Annotated in this window: 18 protein-coding genes and 4 pseudogenes; 8 read left to right on the plus strand and 14 right to left on the minus strand. The window is 69.6% G+C overall.

Annotated elements, in window-relative coordinates; all coding sequences use genetic code 11:
* Nucleotides 1–24 precede the first annotated feature (24 nt).
* Nucleotides 25–720, plus strand: coding sequence for a Gfo/Idh/MocA family protein (locus FHX39_RS06935; RefSeq protein ID WP_183337389.1), 696 nt, complete (start codon nt 25–27; stop codon nt 718–720).
* Nucleotides 721–1,129: 409 nt separating this feature from the next.
* Nucleotides 1,130–2,401 (plus strand): MFS transporter, encoded by a 1,272-nt coding sequence (locus tag FHX39_RS06940; RefSeq protein WP_183337390.1) that lies wholly within the window; start codon nt 1,130–1,132, stop codon nt 2,399–2,401.
* A gap of 20 nt (nt 2,402–2,421) precedes the next feature.
* On the opposite strand, the gene FHX39_RS06945 is transcribed toward FHX39_RS06940, so the two are convergent.
* From FHX39_RS06945 to FHX39_RS06970, 6 genes are all read right to left on the minus strand, one after another.
* A complete protein-coding gene (locus tag FHX39_RS06945) occupies nt 2,422–3,024 on the minus strand; it encodes a cysteine hydrolase (RefSeq protein ID WP_183337391.1) in 603 nt (200 codons plus the stop codon).
* Between the two features lie 95 nt (nt 3,025–3,119).
* Nucleotides 3,120–3,494, minus strand: a complete 375-nt coding sequence (locus FHX39_RS06950; protein ID WP_183337392.1) for an alpha/beta hydrolase — start codon at nt 3,492–3,494, stop codon at nt 3,120–3,122.
* Between the two features lie 484 nt (nt 3,495–3,978).
* A complete protein-coding gene (locus FHX39_RS06955; RefSeq protein ID WP_183337393.1) occupies nt 3,979–4,767 on the minus strand; it encodes a hypothetical protein in 789 nt (262 codons plus the stop codon).
* Nucleotides 4,768–4,790: 23 nt separating this feature from the next.
* Complete coding sequence (locus FHX39_RS06960; protein WP_183337394.1) at nt 4,791–6,089, minus strand: ABC transporter permease; 1,299 nt, start codon at nt 6,087–6,089, stop codon at nt 4,791–4,793.
* Complete coding sequence (locus tag FHX39_RS06965; RefSeq protein ID WP_183337395.1) at nt 6,086–6,853, minus strand: ABC transporter ATP-binding protein; 768 nt, start codon at nt 6,851–6,853, stop codon at nt 6,086–6,088. The genes FHX39_RS06960 and FHX39_RS06965 overlap by 4 nt, the downstream gene beginning before the upstream one ends.
* Nucleotides 6,850–8,433 carry an HlyD family efflux transporter periplasmic adaptor subunit gene (locus FHX39_RS06970; RefSeq protein ID WP_183337396.1) on the minus strand — a complete coding sequence of 528 codons (1,584 nt, stop codon included), beginning with the start codon at nt 8,431–8,433 and terminating at the stop codon, nt 6,850–6,852. Before FHX39_RS06970 ends, FHX39_RS06965 begins: the two co-directional genes overlap by 4 nt.
* A gap of 162 nt (nt 8,434–8,595) precedes the next feature.
* On the opposite strand from FHX39_RS06970, the gene FHX39_RS06975 reads away from it, so the two are divergent.
* The 3 genes from FHX39_RS06975 (at nt 8,596) to FHX39_RS06985 (ending at nt 11,086) form a co-directional block, all read left to right on the plus strand.
* Nucleotides 8,596–9,315 (plus strand): response regulator transcription factor, encoded by a 720-nt coding sequence (locus tag FHX39_RS06975; RefSeq protein ID WP_332836706.1) that lies wholly within the window; start codon nt 8,596–8,598, stop codon nt 9,313–9,315.
* A complete protein-coding gene (locus tag FHX39_RS06980; RefSeq protein ID WP_183337398.1) occupies nt 9,312–10,760 on the plus strand; it encodes a sensor histidine kinase in 1,449 nt (482 codons plus the stop codon). Before FHX39_RS06975 ends, FHX39_RS06980 begins: the two co-directional genes overlap by 4 nt.
* A 119-nt stretch (nt 10,761–10,879) precedes the next feature.
* On the plus strand, nt 10,880–11,086 hold the full coding sequence (locus FHX39_RS06985) for a hypothetical protein (protein ID WP_183337399.1): 207 nt from the start codon (nt 10,880–10,882) through the stop codon (nt 11,084–11,086).
* 388 nt (nt 11,087–11,474) lie between these two features.
* Here FHX39_RS06985 and FHX39_RS22395 read toward each other — a convergent pair.
* Nucleotides 11,475–11,597 (minus strand): annotated as a pseudogene (locus FHX39_RS22395) (GTP-binding protein); the annotation flags it as partial.
* A 142-nt stretch (nt 11,598–11,739) separates the two neighbouring features.
* Here FHX39_RS22395 and FHX39_RS06995 point away from each other — a divergent pair.
* The 3 genes and pseudogenes from FHX39_RS06995 to FHX39_RS22400 form a co-directional block, all read left to right on the plus strand.
* Nucleotides 11,740–11,955: a hypothetical protein gene (locus tag FHX39_RS06995; protein ID WP_183337400.1), complete on the plus strand. Its 216-nt coding sequence runs from the start codon at nt 11,740–11,742 to the stop codon at nt 11,953–11,955.
* Nucleotides 11,955–12,392 carry an MFS transporter gene (locus FHX39_RS07000; RefSeq protein ID WP_183337401.1) on the plus strand — a complete coding sequence of 146 codons (438 nt, stop codon included), beginning with the start codon at nt 11,955–11,957 and terminating at the stop codon, nt 12,390–12,392. The genes FHX39_RS06995 and FHX39_RS07000 overlap by 1 nt, the downstream gene beginning before the upstream one ends.
* Nucleotides 12,298–12,606 (plus strand): annotated as a pseudogene (locus tag FHX39_RS22400) (hypothetical protein); the annotation flags it as partial. The gene FHX39_RS07000 and the pseudogene FHX39_RS22400, both read left to right, overlap by 95 nt.
* A gap of 31 nt (nt 12,607–12,637) precedes the next feature.
* On the opposite strand, the gene FHX39_RS21045 reads toward FHX39_RS22400, so the two are convergent.
* The 7 genes and pseudogenes from FHX39_RS21045 to FHX39_RS07025 all read right to left on the minus strand — a co-directional run bounded on the left by FHX39_RS21045 (nt 12,638) and on the right by FHX39_RS07025 (nt 18,360).
* On the minus strand, nt 12,638–12,826 hold the full coding sequence (locus FHX39_RS21045) for a hypothetical protein (RefSeq protein WP_232530592.1): 189 nt from the start codon (nt 12,824–12,826) through the stop codon (nt 12,638–12,640).
* A gap of 584 nt (nt 12,827–13,410) precedes the next feature.
* Nucleotides 13,411–14,337, minus strand: a complete 927-nt coding sequence (locus FHX39_RS21050) for a hypothetical protein (RefSeq protein ID WP_232530593.1) — start codon at nt 14,335–14,337, stop codon at nt 13,411–13,413.
* A 181-nt stretch (nt 14,338–14,518) separates the two neighbouring features.
* Nucleotides 14,519–15,424 (minus strand): annotated as a pseudogene (locus tag FHX39_RS22405) (MFS transporter); the annotation flags it as partial.
* Between the two features lie 934 nt (nt 15,425–16,358).
* The gene (locus tag FHX39_RS07015) at nt 16,359–16,913 is read right to left on the minus strand and encodes an SLAC1 family transporter (RefSeq protein ID WP_183337402.1); all 555 of its coding nucleotides are present in this window, start codon (nt 16,911–16,913) and stop codon (nt 16,359–16,361) included.
* 88 nt (nt 16,914–17,001) lie between these two features.
* Nucleotides 17,002–17,550: pseudogene (locus FHX39_RS07020) on the minus strand (alpha/beta hydrolase); the annotation flags it as partial.
* Between the two features lie 24 nt (nt 17,551–17,574).
* Nucleotides 17,575–17,820 (minus strand): lipase family protein, encoded by a 246-nt coding sequence (locus FHX39_RS20630; RefSeq protein WP_198423290.1) that lies wholly within the window; start codon nt 17,818–17,820, stop codon nt 17,575–17,577.
* Nucleotides 17,821–18,060: 240 nt separating this feature from the next.
* The gene (locus FHX39_RS07025) at nt 18,061–18,360 is read right to left on the minus strand and encodes a hypothetical protein (protein WP_183337403.1); all 300 of its coding nucleotides are present in this window, start codon (nt 18,358–18,360) and stop codon (nt 18,061–18,063) included.
* Between the last annotated feature and the right edge of the window lie 726 nt (nt 18,361–19,086).

The raw sequence follows: 19,086 nt of genomic DNA on the forward strand, positions 1-19,086 counted from the left end.
TCGTGAGCCGGTTCCCGGAAGCGCGTGGGCCCCACCTTCGCGGCGGACCCACGCTGCGCTGGGGCGTCCTCGCTCCGCGAGATCGCCAACGACTTCACGGCCACCGTCCTGGCGAACACAGACCCGACGATCTCGGCGGTGGGCTCGCGGTCGCGTCCGCGGGCCGAGCAGTTCGCGGCCAGGCACGGCATCCGCGGCGTGGCCGACTCCTACGAGGAGCTCGTCTCACGGGCCGACGTCGACATCGTCTACGGGGCGGCCCCGCACCGGCAGCACCATGCGCTGGCCATGCTCGCGATCGCAACCGGGAAGCACGTCCTCGTCGAGAAGCTGATCGAGATCTCGGCGCGAGAGGCCGAGGAGCTCGCTGGGGCGGCGCAGGCAGCGGGCGTGTTTGCCGCCGAGGCGATGTGGACGCGCTATCTGCCGCAGTTCGACGTCCTGGCGCAGGTGCTCGACCGTGGTGACCTCGGCGAGGTGCGGCTCGCGACGGCCGATGTCGGCTGGCAGGTCGCTCCGGACGCCCCGCCTCGCTTCTTCGACCGGGAGAAGGGCGGCGGTGCGGCGCTCGACATGGGCGTCTACGGCTACTGGTTCGCGCACTTCGCGATCGGGCAGGCAGAGACGGTGCGCGCCCTCGTCCAGACGCACGCGCCTCCGGGGTCGACGAGCAGTCCGTCGTCGCGATTGAGAGCGCCGGCGGTCGCCAGGCGAGCGTAAGCACGTCCATGGCGGTCATGAACTCAGGCCTTGCCACCGTCGTTGGGACGGCAGGAGCGGCTCGCTTCGTCCGACCGTTCGTCTCCCCGTCGAGCTTCGTCGTCGAGGTCGCCTCCGGCAGCCACCGGTGGGACGACACCACCGGGCTCACCCTGCGACAGGGGCTGGCGTGGCAGACGTGCGCCACCGCCGAGTACGTGGCGGACGGCCTCACGGACTCGCCCGTGCACAGCCTCGCCGACGCCGTTCACGTGCTGCGCGTGGATCGACGACGTGCGCGCTCAGTCGGGGTCAGCTCGACCCTAAGATCAGCAGTTGAGGTGGTACAGCGCAGTCCCACCCCGAGCGCTAAACAGCCTTGCGGCTCGACCGCAGGGCTGCCGCCCGTCCATCCAGGTGAAGGTCGCTCGTGCCCCCTCTGTCCTCTGCGCGCCGCTGGTGCGCGCTCCTCGCTCTCGCGCTCGGCGGCTTCGGGATCGGCGCCACCGAGTTCGTCGCGATGGGGCTGCTGCCCAACCTGGCCCACGACCTCCAACCCGGACTGTCGGCAGAGGCGCCCGACCTGGCGATCGCCCGCGCCGGCTGGTTGATCACCGCGTACGCGCTCGGCGTCGTCGTCGGAGCCCCGATCTTCGCCGTGCTGTCGGTTCGGCTGCCCCGCAAGACCCTGCTCCTGATCCTGATGGCGGTGCTCGCGCTCGGCACGGTGGCCTCGGCGGTGCTTCCGAGCTTCGGCTTCGTCGTACTGGCCCGGTTCGTCGCCGCGCTGCCGCACGGCGCCTACTTCGGGGCGGCCGCGCTGGTCGCCGGGCGGATCATGGGTCCCGGCAACCAGGCCAAGGGCATCGCTTTCGTCCTGAGCGGCCTGACCCTGGCCAACGTGGTCGGCGTCCCCGTGATCACCCGGGTGGGTCAGCTCTACGGGTGGCGCACCGCCTACCTCGTCGTGGCGGCCCTGTTCCTGCTCACCCTTGTGGCCCTCAGCGTCGCCGTGCCCCCGCAGCCCCGCCCAGTCGGAGCCTCCGTGCGCGCGGAGCTGCGGGTCTTCCGGCGGCCGCAGCTGTGGCTGATGATGGGCGTGGCCGCTATCGGGTTCGGGGGCTTCTTCGCGGTCTACACCTACATCGCGGAGGTCGTCCAGGTCGAGGCGGGTCTGCCGCCGGCCTACGTGCCCTGGGTGCTGGCCGTCTTCGGCCTCGGGATGGTGGTCGGCAACCTCATCGGTGGCTGGGCCGCCGACCAGAATCTCCGCCGTACGGTCGTAGTCGGCTTTCCGGTCTTCCTTGCCGCGATGGCCTTCATGGGGCTCTTCGGTGACTCGCCCGGGGGAGTGTTCGTCGGCGCCTTCGTGGTGGGCGGCTCCAACATGCTCCTGATCCCCGCCGTGCAAACCCGGCTGATCGCTGTCTCGGGGGAGGCCCAGCTGCTGGGCGCCGCCCTCGTGCACTCCGCGCTCAACGTCGCCAACAGCATTGGCGCGGCGCTCGGCGGCGTCGTCATCGCCGCCGGGCTCGGGTACCTCGCTCCCAGCTGGATCGGCGTCGGGCTCGGAGTCCTCGGGATCGTCCTCGCGCTGGCGAGCTTCACCTACGAGGACCGCTCCCACCGTGCGGCCGCGCACCAGCGGGACCTGACCAGCACCAGCAGCGACCACCAGCCCGCCGGTGTCCGGGCAGAGTGACCCGCAGCGCCGTCGAACCGTCAACCTGAGAACGTCGCCGTGACGCTCGCGGTGTCGGTGATGGTGGCGATGTTCGTGAGGGCGAAGCCGACCGCCGCGGCCTGCCACTCGGTGCTGAGGCTCGAGGTGGCGTCCTCCACGAGCGTGACCTCGTAGCCGTGGTCCGCGGCGTCGCGCACCGTGTGCTCGACGGCCATGTTCGTCCACGCGCCAACGACGACAAGGCGCTGGACGCCGAGGTTGCGGAGCATGACGTCGATCTCGGTGCCGTTGAACAAGCTCATCCGGGTGCGGTCGAGGACGACGTCACCGGGCTGGGGCACGAGCTCGTCCACGATCTCTGCACCCCAGCTGCCGATCTTGAACGTGTCGGGGGCCAGCATCTGGAAGATCGGCGCGTTGCCGCCGCCGAGGCCGGGGACCGGGTGGACGACGATGCGGCTGTGGAAGACCTGGATCTTGGCGTCGCGGGCGGCTGTCAGGATCGAGGCGATGTGGGGGATGACTTGCTGGGAGGTGGCGTGCTCGGCGGCGCCGAAGGAGGCGTAGGCGCCGTCGGGGTGCACGGTGTCGTTCTGCATGTCGATGACGAGGATCGCGGTAACGGGGGACTGATTGCTCATAGGTCTGCTTTCGTCGTGCTGGCCGACGCCTGGTGGCGTACGGCGGGGATGAGTGGGCGGCGCCGCGACCGTCCCGCGCTAGTAGATCCGGCCCGTCACTGGTCGTGCGGGGACGGCCCGGCCGGAAGACCGGCGATCCAGTGCGCGAGGACGTCGACGTCGTTCCTGGTCATGCCGTGGCCGCCCGGAGTCTTGTGGGCGGTCAGCGCTGCTCCGGAGCTCTCGTGCAGGTAGGTCCACGAGCGGGCCTCGAGCTCGGTCGGGATGATGCGGTCGGCACTTCCCTGGACGATCAGGACTGGAAGTCCGGCCAGCCGGTCCAAGGTGGTCGGAAGGCCTGCGTCGAAGGGCAGGGTGGCGTGGAGCGTGCCCAGCCCCGCGTAGCGCGACGGTTCGGAGAGCGCCGCCAGCACCGCGTGCGCATCGACGTGGCGGGCGGGCGCCGCATGTCGTTGGTCGGGCCTTGTCAACTTGCGGGTGTGGCACCGGGAGCCGCTGGCTGCGAGGGCACGCTGATGCCGCAGGCCTTCAGTGCGGCCTGGACCTTGGTGTCGCTGAAGTCGATCCCGCCGCCACCTCCGCCTGGACCGCCCGATGGTGCCCCGCTTGGCGCGGCTCCGCTAGGCATGCCGCTCGGCGGGGTCCCGTCGCCGGGACCGCCGTCGCTCGGCATCTCGCTGGGTGTGCCGCTCGGCCTGGTCACCTCGATGCCCGCGGCTTCGAGGCAGGCCTGGACCTGCTGCATCTGTGCTCCGCCCCCACCGCCGGGGCCGCCCGCCTGAGCGCTGGAGGTGGGGGACGCGGACGGGGTCGAGCTGCTTTCGGAACCTCCGCAGGCGCTGAGGCTGGCCGCCAGGGTGAGCAGCAGCGCACCACAGGTGACAGCGCGAGGAAAGCGGCGGGGCCGGGTGGCCGTATGGGTGCCGGTGGTCATGCTGAGCCTTTCGGTCGTGGTCAGGAGACGGTGACGCTGGTCGCGGTGACCGAGCCGTCGGAGGTGGTGGTGCCCGTGACGGCGACGGTGTCGCCGGCCTCGAGCGAGTTGTGGCCGTACGGCGCGGTGACGGTGGTGGTGCTGGTGATCACGACGGTGTGTTTGGTGCCGCCCAGGTCGGTGACGACCAGCGACTTCGTACCGGAGGACGAGACGGTGCCGACGACCACGGGCGTGCTCGGGGCGGTGGAGCCGCCGCCCGACCTGCCGCCGGCCCCCGCCTGGTTGCCGGTCGACCCCGAGGCGGCACCACCTGGTAAAGCCTGACCGCTCGAGGTCCCGCCGGGCATGCCCTGGCCGCCGGTGCCTCCGTTCGGGAAGCCCTGTCCGCTGGCGCCGCCTGGCATGCCCTGGCCGACGGCGGAGTTGGCCGAGCCGAGCTGCTTCTCCACCCAGACTCCGCCGAGCACGCCGAGGGCTAGTACGAGGGCGGCGATCAGCCCTACGGTCAGACGGCTTGGACCACGGCGTTCCTGGGGGAGGTAGTCCTCGTCGTCGAGGAAGCTGTCGCCTCCGTCGGGAACCGCGTCGTTGTGGTTGGTTCCCTCGCCGGCCCCCGAGGCCGACGCTGTGGAGTCATCCATGTAGTCCCCGGGCCAGAGGCGGATCCGGGTCTCCTCGTCCGGCTTGCCGTCGGACGACAGGATTGCGGTGGACGTGTCGGACGGGGTTGTGTTGTCCGAGGTGTCTGGCTGGGAGTTCATCAGCTCGCCCAGCGAGGTGTTGTCGGGGTGTCGTGACCAGCGCATGAGGTGGGCCTTCTTCTCGGGTGTCACTCGTATCGGAGCGCGTCGATGGGACGCAGGGACGCAGCGCGGTTGGCGGGGTACAGGCCGAAGAACAGCCCGACGGCGACGGCGAAGCCGAAGGCCACGACCACCGAGTACGGGGCGACGACGGGTTGGACGCCGACGATGGTGAACTGCGAGCCGACGAGGCCGACGATCACGCCGGCAAGGCCGCCGAAGACCGACAGCAGGACGGCCTCGATGATGAACTGCGCGACGATGTCGCCCTTGCCGGCGCCAATGGCCTTGCGGACGCCGATCTCGCGGGTCCGTTCGGTGACGGTGACCAGCATGATGTTCATGACGCCGATGCCGCCCACCAGCAGCGAGATCGCCGCGACCGCACCGAGCAGCACGGTGAAGGTCTTGGTCGAGGAGGTGGCTGCGGTGATGAACGACGAGGCGCTGCTCACGGTGTAGTCGCGGTCGCTCGAGGTGGTGCCGTGCCGACCGTCGAGGATCGTCTCGACCTCGGCCTCCGCGCCCGTGACGGTGTCGGCGGAGGTGGCCTTGACCGAGATCGAGCTCAAGGCGCCGTAGCCCGACAGCGTGTCCTGGATCGCGTTGAGCGGGGCGATGATGCGGTCGTCCTGGTCTTGCGGGCCGGTGCTGCCTTTGGTCGTGAGGATGCCGATGACGGTGAAGGAGCTGCCGTTGAGCTGGATGACCTGGTCCAGGACGCCGCTGCCGTCGCCGCCGGCCAGGTCTTCAGCGACGGTTGTGCCGACCAGCACGACCCGGGTCCGGGTGTCCTCGTCGGAGTCGGTGAACGTCCGCCCGGAGGACACGGTGTCGTTGTTGATCGTGAGGTAGGCGCTCGTGGACCCGGTGGTCGTGGTCACCGTGTGGGAGGCGCCGGAGTAGGTGGCGACCACGGACGACGCCGAGACCACTGGGGCTACGGCGAGCACGTCGGGCGCTGTCGTCGGGTGGAGGAGCGCCTCGGCGTCGGCGACGCTGAGCGTCGTGGTCTTCGTCTTGGTCCCGGTGTCGGTGGACGTGGTGCTGGTGCCGCCGGGCATGCCCCCGCCGCCGCCGCCGCCCCCACCGCCTCCGCCTCCGCCGCGTCCGCCGGTCCCGCCGGTGGTGCTGCTGATGGTGAGGGTGTTGGAGCCGAGGCTGCTGATCGAGTCCGAGACGCTCTTGCTGGACCCGGTGCCGACCGCGACGAGGATGATCACCGAGGCGACGCCGATCAGGACCCCGAGGGTCGTCAGGGCCGACCGCGGCTTGTTGGCGGTCACCCCGCGCCACGCGAAACGCGCGCTCTGCCCGAGGTTCACGAGGCTCTTCTTTCCATGTCGACCTCGCTGGCGCGGTAGCGCGGCGGCAGCTCGTGCACGCCGGTTTGGCGCTCGTCGGAGGCGATCAGCCCGTCCCGCATGCGCAGCACCCGCTTGGCGTGGTGGGCGACCTCGTCCTCGTGGGTGATCACGACGATGGTGCGGCCGGCGGCGGACAGCTCGTCGAACAGGGCCAGGACCTCGACGGTGCTGCGCGAGTCCAGCGCACCGGTCGGCTCGTCGGCCAGCAGTAGCACGGGCTCGGACACGATGGCCCGCGCCACCGCTACGCGCTGCTGCTGCCCGCCGGAGAGCTGGGCGGGGGTGTGGTCGAGACGCCCGGCGAGGCCGACCTGCTCCAGCGCCACCCGCGCCCGGGCCCGGCGGTCTGCCTTCGAGACGCCTGCGTACGCGAGGGGCAGCTCGACGTTGCTCATCGCCGTGGTGCGGGCGATGAGGTTGAAGCTCTGGAAGACGAAGCCGATCTTGCGGTTGCGGATCAGCGACAGCTGCCGGTCCACCAGCCGGCGGACGTCCACGCCGTCGAGGTGGTACGTGCCGCGCGACGGCATGTCGAGGCAGCCGATGATGTTCATCAGGCTCGACTTACCGGACCCGGAGGCGCCCATGATCGCGACGTAGTCGCCGCGTTCGACGTCGAGCGTGACGCCGGCGACGGCGTGCACCGCCGTTTCGCCCTCGCCGTAGGTCTTCGTCACCCGGTTGAGAGCGATGACCGGCCCGGCCGCACGTGCTCCGGTCACCGGGGGCCGCCGCCGCCGCCGACGCCGCCCAGTCCGCCGGCACCGGAGCTGGTGGTGGAGGTGGACGAGGCGGTCGTTGTCGTCGGGACGACCAGGGTGTCGCCCTCGGCGAGGCCGGAGCTGATCTCGGTGCCACTGGTCCCGACCAGGCCGGTCTCGACGACGACCGGGCTGTCGACGCCGTTGACCCGTCGCGTGACGGTGGTCCGATCGCCGGCGGTCGTGACTGCGCTGCTCGGTGCGACCAGGACGCCGGTAGCGGTGCCGGTGGTGATGGTCATGCTGGCGCTCTGCCCGATCCGCACCGCGGCGGCGTTTCCGTCGAGGGTGACGGTCACGGCGTAGGTGACGACGTTGTTGGTGACGGTGTCCTGGGTGGCGATCGCGGTGACGGTCCCGACCACGGTCGTGTCGGTCGCGGCGAAGACCACGGAGACCTTCTGGCCGACCTTGACCTTCGTGACGTCGGCCTCGGCCACCGACGCCTCGATCTGCTTCTTGTCGAGGTCGGTCAGCGTGACCAGTCCGGACGTGGTCGAGGTCGAGGTCGAGGAGGTGGAGGTCGTGCTGGAGCTGGAGGAGCTCGAGCTCGAGCTTGAGCTCGACGAGCCGGACGACTGGCCCTTGACCGCCGTGACGTCGGCGACCGTACCGGCGGCGGGGGCGCGGAGCACCGTCTCGTCGAGTGTGGTCTGGGCCTCGTCCACCGCGACCTGAGCGTTGTCGATCTGCACCTGGGCGGACTTGACCGCCCCGGCCCGCGCCGGTTGGGCGGCCACGTTCGCTGCAGCCACTTGCGAGCTGAGGGCCTTCTGAGCGGAGGCCACCTGACCTTCTTGGCTCTCGATGGCCTGCCGGTCCTTCAGCAGTGTGCTGTCGCGCGACTGCTTGGCCTGGGTCAGGGCGTTCCTGGCCGACGTAACCGCAGCCTCCGCGCTGTCGGTGCTGGCCGCCGTGTCGGTGGTGGTGGTCGTGACGGTCCCGGACGCGTCGGTGCTCGTCGTGCTGGTCTGTGCGTCTTTTGCGTCGTCGTAGGCGTCCTCGGCCTGGTCGACGGCATCCTCGGCGATGTCGACCGTCGTGGCCGTCTGTTTCTTGTCCAATGAGTAGGAGGCCTTGGCCTGCTTCAAACCGGTCCGCGCGTTCGCCAGCGAGGTGCGCGACGCGGCGATCGAGGCGTTGTTCTGAGCGAGCTCGTCGGCCGACTGGCCCTGGGTCGTGGTCTCGTACGATGCCTCGGCGGAGCGGAGCCCGTTCTTCGCGGTCTTGAGCGCCTGCTTCGCCGCCGTCTGGTCGATCTGGAGCAGCTTCTGGCCCTTGGTGACCTTCTGGCCTTCTTTCACGTAGATCTTGCGGACGACCCCGGCCGAGCCTTCGAGCTCGACGCCGATGCTCGTGACGACCTCGGCGTTGCCGGTCGCGGTCACCGTCGAGGTGAGGTTGGCCTTGCTGACGACGACGGTGCGGGCGGCCTGGGCCGTCGACTGCCCGGCCGAGCTCACCGAGAGGTAGGTGCCGAGGCCAGCCCCGACCAGAGCCACCCCCAGCACGCTGTTGACGAACACGCGGCGGCGGTTCATGGGCGGTCCTCACGATCGGGGCTGGCGAGGGGGCAGGGGATCACGTCGGGCACGGCAGCAACCATGGCCGGGCAACGTATGCGCCCGGCGTCGGTTCGGTGAGAGTTCGGTGAGAGCCGGCGCTCTCACCGAACTGACATGTGGGTGACGCACGCTAGGGGCGTGCAGGTTCCATCCGCCGCCGCCGGGGCCAAGATCCTCGTCGTCGACGACGCTGAGTCGATCACCGAGATGCTCCGGCTGAGCCTGCGGTTCGTCGGCTTCGAGGTGGCCACGGCCGGTTCCGGCTCCGAAGCACGCTCGGTCGCATCCCGCTTCCAGCCCGACCTCGTGATCCTCGACGTGATGCTGCCCGACACCGACGGCTTCACCCTGCTGCGCGAGCTACGGCGCGACCGCGACCTCCCGGTGCTGTTCCTGACGGCACGCGACGCCGTCGAGGACCGCGTCCGCGGCCTCACACTTGGGGCCGACGACTACGTGACCAAGCCGTTCAGCCTCGAGGAGGTCGTGGCCAGGGTCGGCACCATCCTGCGCCGATCCCGCAGCACGGGCGAGCTCGACCCGGGTGAGACCCGGCTGACCTACGCCGATCTCGTCATGGACGAGGAGGGCCACCAGGTCTGGCGCCACGACGAGCTGGTCAACCTCTCGCCCACGGAGTTCGCGCTGCTCAGGTACCTGCTCCACAACTCAGGGCGTGTGCTGTCGCGAAGCCAGATCCTGCAGCACGTCTGGCACTACGACTTCAACGGCGACGGGTCAGTCGTGGACTCGTACATCCGCTACCTGCGGCGCAAGATCGATGTCTTCGACCCGCCGCTGGTCCAGACCGTGCGCGGTGTCGGCTACACGCTCCGTCTCGTGCGAAGCACACCGTGACCCTGTCGCTGCGAGCGCGGTTGATCCTCGGAATTGCACTGCTGCTCGCTTGCGGGTTGCTCGTCGCCGACGTGGCCGGGGTGCTGCTGCTCCGCTCTTACCTCGTGCAGCGCCTGGACCAGCAGCTGCTGGCGCCGGTCGGTGGACCGCCACGCGAGGGCCCGTCCGATCCGTGCTCCGCCCCAGCGGAGGGTGGCGCGGCCGAGCAGCAGCTGCCGACGACCTTCGTCATCACCGCGCTGGACACAACCGGTCAGATCCGTTGCCGACTGCCCAGCGACCTCGGTCCCAGCGACAACGTCCCCGATCTGCGGCCGCTCGGACCAGCAGGGCTTGCCGCCGCCCAGTCCGACGGCATGATCCGAACGGTGCCCGGGACGGCGGGGGGCGCGGGCTGGCGTATCCGCGTGGTGCCGGCCGACGCTGGCGCGACCGTCATCGGCGTCTCCCAGGCCGAGGTGCAGGCCACCGTCCACCGGCTCGAGGCGGTCACGGCGGTGACGTCGCTGGTGATCCTGGCACTGGCGGTCAGCAGCGGGTTCATACTCGTGCGCGTAGGGCTGCGCCCGCTCACGGCCATCGAGGACACCGCCGAGGCGATCGCGGGCGGGGACCTCTCGCGTCGGGTCGACCCGGCCCCGCCGAAGACCGAGGTCGGACGGCTGGCGGCAGCGCTGAACACGATGCTGGCCCAGATCGAACAAGCGTTCCACGACCGTTCCGAGAGCGAGGCCCGGTTGCGGAGGTTCGTCGCCGACGCCAGCCACGAGCTACGCACCCCGGTCGCCACCATCCGAGGTCACGCGGAGCTCTACCGGCAGGGCGTGGCGACCGGCCCCGAGGAGGTGGCTCTGCTGCTGAGCCGGATCGAGGCGGAGTCCGTTCGGATGGGTTCGCTCGTCGAAGATCTGCTGCTGCTCGCGCGGCTCGACTCCGCACGGCAGCTCGAGCGAGTTCCAGTCGACGTGCTATCCCTCGCTGCCGACGCCGTCGTCGACGCTCGAGCCCGACAGCCTGGCCGTCCGATCGTGCTGCAGCCGAGGATCGCGCCCCCATGGGCCGACGAACCACCGGTCGTCGACGGCGACGAAGCCCGGCTGCGCCAGGTCCTGGCCAACCTGCTGAGCAACACACTGCGGCACACGCCGCCGGCCGCGCCGGTCGAGGTACAGGTGGGCGTTATCACTGCGGAGGTGGTGTGCCGGGTCGTCGACCACGGACCCGGTCTTGAGCCCGAGGTCGCGGCCCGGGTCTTCGAGCGCTTCTACCGCGGGGACCCGGGACGAGTTCGCGACACCGGAGGCACCGGCCTCGGCTTGTCGATCGTGGCAGGCCTCGTCGACGCGCACGATGGCCGCGTCTGGCACGAGCCGACCCCCGGCGGAGGTAGCACCTTCGTCGTCAGCCTGCCGCTGAGGCCCAATAGTCACTCCACCGTCTCGTAGGGCTCCCCGAAGGCGACGCCTCGGACTCGACGATCATGACCGGCAACCGACAGGCTGTACCCGTCGGGCTCACACGCCGGAGGGTTGTAGGGGGAAGCACGAACCGAGGGGAGCACGACGTGAGCACCGCGGCAGACGCAGCCCGCCGTTACCAGTACATGCTGAGGACACCGGATCCGACCCAGATCGAGCAGGCCCATCAGCAGGCGTTCGCGGCCATGACCCCGAGCGAACGGGACGAGGTCCTGCAGGCACTGGCGAAGACCTCCGAGGTGCCGAGCGACGCCTCGCCGACGTCGCTTGCCCGGTCGGCGACCTGGCTCTAGGTGCAGCGGCCCGGCACGCTGCAGCAGATCCTCGGCGGCCAGTCATCGCTTGGCACGACTGTGCTGGCACCGCTAGCCGCAGGCTTCGTCGGCTCCGCTGCATGGAGCTCGGTCACCGGTCGTGACGAGATGGGCGGACGACCTGGCCCCCTCGCGCGTTTATTCGGCTTCGGCTCGCGGGGCCGCCCCGGCGGTTACCTCGGCCAGGGTGGCGGGATGTTCGGTGACCAGGGCGGGGGTGGCACCTTCTTCGCGGGCATCGGCAGCCAAGGCGGTTTCTTCGGCGGCCCGGTTGGTGGAGGCAGGGGCGGAGGTTCCCGTGGCGGTCCGGGCGGTGGCGGGGGGCTTCTAGGCCGGTTGCTCGACGCTTCCGCGTCTCGTCAAGGGTCACCCGATCGGTGATCCGGGCGTCGGGGCGGTCGACCTTGTTGACCACCACGATGATCGGCAGGTTCTTGGCCAGCGCCTTGCGCAGCACGAACCGGGTCTGTCCTTCGAGTCCATGACCCGCTTGTTGATGTCCTGGTTGGCGCGGCAGGTCCCGGACTACTACAGCAGTTGGCACCATCCTGCTCGCTCTGGGCCTGTTGACCACCGTCCTTGCTGTTGTGCAGCCGGAGACCTGAGGCTGGACCAGCCCGCTCACCCTGGGTGTGCTGATCGCCGGCCTCGCACTGATCGTCTGCTTCGTCCTCGTCGAGGACAGGATGTTGGTGCCGCTGCTGCCCATGACGCTGTTCCGGAACGCGAGTCCAAGCGTCGGAGTACTGCCCGTCGCGGCGAACTTCTTCGCACTCTTCGGGGTGACGTTCTTCTCTCGCTGTACCTGCTCAACCTCCGTGGCGAGACTGGCCTCGCAGCTGGTGTGATGCTCCTGCCGCTCAGCGCTGTCTCGATCGTCTCCTCCCCGATCGGCGCGGCGCTGGTGAGCAGATTCGGTAACCGCATCCCCCTGGCCGAAGACCTCGGCCTCGTCGGGCTCTCGCTGTTCGCCCAGACCCGCGTCGGCGTCGACTCCCCGTACGTCGGCATGGCGATTCCCTTCGTCGTTCTTGCTCTTGGCGTCGGCATGGTCATGACCGCCAGAGCCGAGGCGATCGTCGGGAATGCGCCCGTTGAGCTGGCTGGAGTCGAAGGCGGGCTGCAAGCGACCGCTTTGCAGCTGGGCGGCGTCCTCGGGACCGCTGTGCTGGCTGCTGTCGTCTCGTTGGGTGTCTCCAACACCCTCGGAGTGGTCAGCTTCGACGGCTCGGACAACGTGGCGCAGGGCATCGTTCCCGAAGGGCTCGACGCCGCGACGTCCTGACCACCGCCGATGCCCTCGCCCTCGCCGACAAGGTCGCCGACAGCGTCCACATAATCGAGCTCGGCACGCCGCTGATCAAGCGGAGGGGCTGCGCGCGATCACCGCCACTAAGACAGCGCACCCGGACAAGATCGTCTTCGCCGACCTGAAGACGGCGGACGCCGGCGAGCTCGATCCCGACATCGCCTTCTCGGCAGGCGCAGATCTGGTCACCGTCCTCGGCGCCGCCGGCGACAGCACCATCATCAGTGCCGTGAAGGCCGCCCGTACGGCACGGCACGGGCATCGTCGTCGACCTCATCGGAGTCGCCGACAAGGCCACCCGCGCCACGAAGGTCACCGCGCTGGGCGTCGAGATGCACGCGGGTCTCGACGAGCAAGCCGAGGAAGGCTTCACCCTGGGCACCCGCGCGCGACGCGCGAACTTCGGCCACCGAGTCTCGCTGGCCATGTCAGGCACGCGGACCGTCTTCTCCTGATAGGCCGCGTCCGGCACGGCCCTTCCCCCACCTCGGTCTGCAGGGCGTCGACCCGGCGAGGCAGGTCGGAAGAGGGACTCTGCGAGGTGACGTCCTTGCGGGCGAGCACGATGCTGATCGAGCCTTCGTCGACGCCGGGGATCTGCGCCACCGCTGCGGCCACGAGGTCGTCGAGCACGGCCTGGGTGTCGTCCTCGGCCTCCAGCGCGGGTGCCAGCTCGCTCAGGTGCTGCGCCAGCTCGTCCAGTACCGCCGCAGGTCCTGGCCCGCCCATGGACTTGGTGGTATATGGCGCTGCTTCGCGCTGAGAAGAACGTGCTGCGGCCGTGTCTTCCCGTCTGCTCGTCCGCGCAGCGGACGAAGGACGTGACGACCTCGAGGCGCTGGCGGTTGTAGAGAAACCTAGCGTCTGCTAATACCGCGGGTGGTGGACCCCAGGACGTGTTCTGCGGCGGAGGTGGATTTGTCCCTGCCAGTCCAGGCGCTTCCCCTCCGAGCTCTCGTCCTCGTGCTGAGGAGCTCCGCATGCTGGCCTCGATCTAGCCGAGATCGTGCTCGGCAGGACCCGACGTGGGTCTGGGGTGCTGGGTCGCGTGAAGCGGCCGCTGTGCTGCCCGGGGCAGAACGGTGCTGGCTGACGCGTGTGCGTTGTCGTTGAGCTCGGCTTGTGCTTGGGTGAGGCTGAGGCCGCGCTCTACTAGGACGCCGAGGGCGTGTTGGACCGCTGCGGAATCGTCCAGGCCGAAGACGCCGGGTCGGACAGGTGCGGTCGGCAGGGCCGGGTCCTGGTCCAGGTCGTCGGGTCGTACCCGGCCGGTGGCGAGCAGCGCGGCCGCCTCCTCGGCGAACGCCCCCGGGAGGTTGGCGTAGAACGTGACGACGGTCGCGGTCCCGGGAGTGAGCTGCTGACCGGTCAGGCGCAGCGCGGAGGCGACGTCGCCGGCCTCCAGGGTGTGCGGCACGAGGTTGATGTCCAGCGCGGTTCCGCCGTGTTCGTTGGGTTCGAGCGAGATGCTCATCCCGAGCATGGAGGGCACGACTCGAGTCAGGTCCTCCAGCAGCGCAAGAGCGCGCCCGGGGTCGATGTCGAGGTGACGCAGCCCGGTCAGCAGGGCGATGTCGACCCGTGCGGGCGACGCCAGCGCGTCCAGGTCGAGCGGAGGGGTCTGCGGGATGCGTCGGGCACGGGTCGAGAGCGTCGAACCAGGGGTGTCGTCCGTCTGGTCGGGGAGCAGGGTCCGGGCAGCTGCTAGGTCGGTGACGTCGTCTTGGCGACCCAGCTGGGTGATCAAGGTGCGTGCGGCGTGCGCGGTCATCGTGTAGCGGCTCATCAGCACCCCGACCGCCAGGTGGACGGCGGCATGGGAGTGCAATGACTCGACCAGCAACGCAGTCGTCTCTGCGACGCCCAGCAGCGAGGCGGCCTCGATCAGCGGCGAGGCGGGGTCGACATCGGCTGCCGGCAAGGGGCTCGGGTGCAGGAAGAAGCTGCCGTCGGGCCTGTCTGTGCCTGAGGGGGCTCCGCTGGGCGGTCGTGGGACGGGAGGTGTCGAAGAAGAAGCCACGTGCTGACCTGACGCCTGATGGTCCTGGGGACGAGTGGCGGCGAGTTCCCCCGTGAGTGCGTGCTGTCCCACTGCCCAACAACACGACACGTTCACCAACCCGACGGCGCAGTGGCCTGACCAGCACCGCTCCAACCACACCATCCAGGCACGGAAGCCCGAGAGCGAGCCCGTACTGGAACGGTGTAAAGGCTAGGTCGCGGAGCATCAGCACCGCGAGCAGCGGCGTGCTCGCAGTGATGCAACCACCGAAGACCAGTGAGTTCACGAACAGTGCCCGCAGTACTGGCTTGCGTCGGACGTAGCTCCAACCCGCCGTCACCTCGACCAGCCAACGCTTCGTCGGCTGACGGGTAGGGGGCGGAGGTTCGCGGTAGCGCAGTGCACGGATCCCGAGAGCGGACAGCAAGTAGCTCACCGCGTCGATCGCTACGCCGACAGTGGCGCCGAGCAGCCCGATGAGCAGCCCGCCAAGCGCCGGCCCGACAGTGTTCACCGACCACATCGACCCCTCAAGCCGCGCCATGGCTCTAGGGCGATCCTTTGGCGTCACGAACGCTTTGAGGTGGGCCCCGCTAGCTGCGGCGAACACGATCGTTGCTGACACCTCAACTGCAGCGACGACGCAGAGCTGGGCGAAGCTCAGCACGCCGGCAGCCCAGCCCGCCGGAACACTGGCCAACGCCACGAACCGAGTCAGGTCGGCACCGACCATCACTGGTCGCTTGTGGTGGTACTCCACCCACGGTCCCAACGGAATCGTGATCACCGCCGCTGCCAGCCCGGCAGCGGCGGCCAGCATCGCGACCTGACCAGACGAGGCGTGCAGCAGAAGAATCGCAACCAGCGGCAGCGCACCCGTGCCGATAGCGCTGCCCAACTCGCTCAAGGTGTACGCGCCCCAGAACACCCGGAAGTCGCGACCCACCCCCGAAACCCTAGAACTCCACCACCGCTTAGACCTCCGACACGGACAGGGCTGTCGCACACGACGGTCGGGTTGCGTGCTCCGTAGGACGGTCGGCTTGCGTGCTCCGTACGACGGTCACCACACGTGCTCCGCACGATGGTCCGCTAGCGGAGGGGTCCTCTACTCGGATGGAAGTAGACCGTCATGGATGGCCAGGAATCGCCCTCGTCGTCTAGCTCGCTGTGGAACGCGATGTCCTGCACCTCGACCTCCCCCAGCTCTGCGATCGAGTCCGCCACCCGCCGCAGGAGCGCTGCCACGTCGCCCTGTGTTGGCCCACTCGGATTGGACTGACTGAAGTGAGCGATGGTGGAAGAGTCCGTCACTGACCCATCGTCCCGCGGCAGCCGACTTTGGGCGCGACGACCGCACTCCTCACGGAGGCATCGCTGACGTCTACCCGTACGAGGGTCGGCTTGCGTGCTCCGCACGAGGGTCGGCTTGCGTGCTCCGCACGAGGGTCGGCTTGCGTGCTCCGCACGAGGGTCGGCTTGCGTGCTCCGCACGAGGGTCGGCTTGCGTGCTCCGCACGAGGGTCGGCTTGCGTGCTCCGCACGAGGGTCGGCTTGCGTGCTCCGCACGAGGGTCGGCTTGCGTGCTCCGCACGAGGGTCGGCTTGCGTGCTCCGCACGAGGGTCGGCTTGCGTGCTCCGCACGAGGGTCGGCTTGCGTGCTCCGCACGAGGGTCGGCTTGCGTGCTCCGCACGAGGGTCGGCTTGCGTGCTCCGCACGAGGGTCGGCTTGCGTGCTCCGCACGAGGGTCGGCTTGCGTGCTCCGCACGAGGGTCGGCTTGCGTGCTCCGCACGAGGGTCGGCTTGCGTGCTCCGCACGAGGGTCGGCTTGCGTGCTCCGCACGAGGGTCGGCTTGCGTGCTCCGCACGACGGTCGATGAACGACGATGATCGGCGCCTGCAGGACCGACGGCTTGCGGAGAGTGCGGCGGCCGGAAGATCAGCGAGCCACGATCATCGGCCCGATGATCACCCAGCAGACCAGGCCGAGGCCGAGCATGACCTCGGCCAGCAGGGCCTGTCCGAACTCGGCCGCTCCGGCTGAGGCGACCAGGCCTCCGGCGACGGTCGGCAGGAAGTAGCCAGGGTGCAGACGGTCGATGTCGGTGCCGCCGCGCATCCAGAAGCTGGTCAACCAGGCCCCGAGGAGCACGATCCCGACCACGAGGACGTCGATGACGACGGTCGCCGTGACCTGGAAGTAGGGGGCGATGCCTCCGGCGGCGAGCAGCACCGGGGTGATGAACGCCAACGACGCGAACGGTCCGGCCGTCATGTCCCGCAGGTCGCGACCGAGCGCCCCGCGGACGCTGAGGGCGTAGCGGAGGTAAACGATGCACGAGGCCAACCAGGCCAGGGCAGCGATCGCGAACAAGACGTCACTCACCTCGTGCGGTGCGAGGTCGAAGCGCACCGCGACCCGCCAGGCGGTGGCCAGACCGGCCAACCCGAAGCCGATGCCGAAGATGTTCAGCGGAACGCGAGCTACTGACACGCGAGCTCCTCCCTTGGTGGAGTGGTGAACCTCGGTGATGGAGCGAGCCACGGCACGTCCGGCGGCCTGGGACGTGCCGCGGTCGAGGTCAGCGGGCGCGGGCTGCGGAGATGATGACGTTCGTGACGGTGCCGGGCCTGGCGACCATGGACAGGTGCGGGGCCTTGACCCGGGTCACGTGGGCGTCGGCACGCTTGGCCATCACCTCCTGCTCGGCGGGCGGGATGACCTGGTCGGCAGTACCGATGACGTCCCACGAGGGGATGGACTTCCAGGCGGGGGCGCCGGACGCTTCGCTCAGCGTGCCGGCGGCCAACGGCCGCTGGCCGGCAGCGAGCTGCGCGGCCTTGGTCCTTGAGATGCCGGCGGCGAAGATCTCGGGGAAGAGTTCCTGCTTGACGTAGAGGTCGACGTTGCCGCCTCCGTCGGGGATGGGAACGATGTTGAAGACCGTGGTCGGGTCCGCGACGGCGAGGCGGGAGCCCGGCTTCGCAGCCGTGAGCTGGTTGAGGGTCTCGCCCTGGTCGGGGACGAAGGCGTCGACGTAGACGAGGGACTTGACCTGCGCGTTCCCGGTGGCGGCGTTGCTGATCAACGCGCCGCCGTAGGAGTGCCCGACGAGGACGATCGGGCCCTTGACCGTGGCGAGGTAGGCCTTGAGTTAGGTCGAGTCGCTGGCCAGCCCGCGCAGCGGGTTGGGGACGACGTCGACGGTGTAGCCGCGTCGCTGCAGTCGTTGTGTCACGCCGGACCAGCTGGAGCCGTCGGCCCAGGCGCCGTGCACGAGCACGACGGTGGGCTTCGAGGTGTGGCCGTGGCCGGTCTGGGCTGCGGTGGCGCTGGGGACGGTCGTGAGCAAGCTCGCGGCCACGGCGGCGGTCAGGATGATTTTGCTGCGGTGCTTCATGGGTGGGTCTTTCTGTGGTGGGTCTGACGGGAGACGCTGGGCTACGGCCGCTGGGAGAACTCGCCCAGCACCACATGGCGTGCTGGGGGGATCAGGGGACCACCCGCGGATCGTCTTCCAGTTCCCGTGCTGGAGGTCTCTCACCGCCCCAGGCCACGTCAGGCGCCGGCGCCGGCGCGGTGTACGCGAGTAGCGACGGGCATGCCGGAGTCGGACCACCACCCGGCGGGTGCGGCTGTCTCACCGCGGGACCAGCTTCGTGAGGATTGCCAGGAGGTCGTCGCGGTCTACGTCGGTGCCTTGCCTGCTGCTCCAGCGCTGCAGCACGCCCACGAGCTCGCGCAGCGTCCGGGACTCGTCGAGGACGCGCTGCGGGGACCAGTGCTCGACGAACGTCTCCTGCGCAGGGGAGAGTCCGGTGTCCATCGACCACGAGGGCCAGCAGAAGAACTTCTTCGAGTTCGCCTGGGCGACTTCGGCCTGCTGCTCCTGTTCGCTGATCCGTGCGAAGAGGTCCCGGACCCCGAAGTCGATCTTCATCTGGGTGACGGATCGCGCGGACCTGCCTGGGCGCCCGACGTCGCGCACCAGCCGGACGGGCGGAGCGGGTCGCTCGCCGGGGCATGCCGGCTCCACGGCGTTCATGAGCTCGGACGGTGGCTCGATCGCGCTGGCAGAGCCGGGCACGAGTGGCCTTTCGGGTCGAGAGCGGAACCTAACAGAGATTGCCGATGCGGCTCGATGACCCCGGCACTGTCTATCTCCTCTCTAACCTCGCTGCTTAGAGCTGCGGGAGCCCGCAGAGCGGGACGAGAAGCGCGAAGCGGGAGACGGGGCTTGACCGGGTGCCTTAGCGAGGTGACGGTTCAACGGACGATGGGCGGCGCGACGTCGTGAGCGGCCCGTCGAGCACGTACTCGGTCGGTCTCAAGGACCGAGTTCCGGGTGGTGCAGGTCATCGCTCGAGACGCGGCCGCGAGAGTGGCGCGGCGTCAGGTGCTCCTGTGCGGCTGTTACCAACCGCCCTCAGTGAAAGCCGTCGTAGTCGGAAAGTCAACCAATTCCAGCCCACATTTGATCTCCCCTACGCACCCCACGCAGCCGGGTTCCCGCTCGCGGAGGGTTGCGCGTGGCGTGGCCGCCAACCGCTGGCCACCTGCCGTGGCTACGCCAGCGTGCTCTGCGCACGCTCACCTCGACACGGTATCGAGGCGGCCGCATGGACCGGGAACTAGACGTTGGAGGACCGCGCAAAGTTGGCGTGCC

It is taken from the genome of Microlunatus antarcticus (genome assembly GCF_014193425.1).
Classification (GTDB): domain Bacteria; phylum Actinomycetota; class Actinomycetes; order Propionibacteriales; family Propionibacteriaceae; genus Microlunatus; species Microlunatus antarcticus.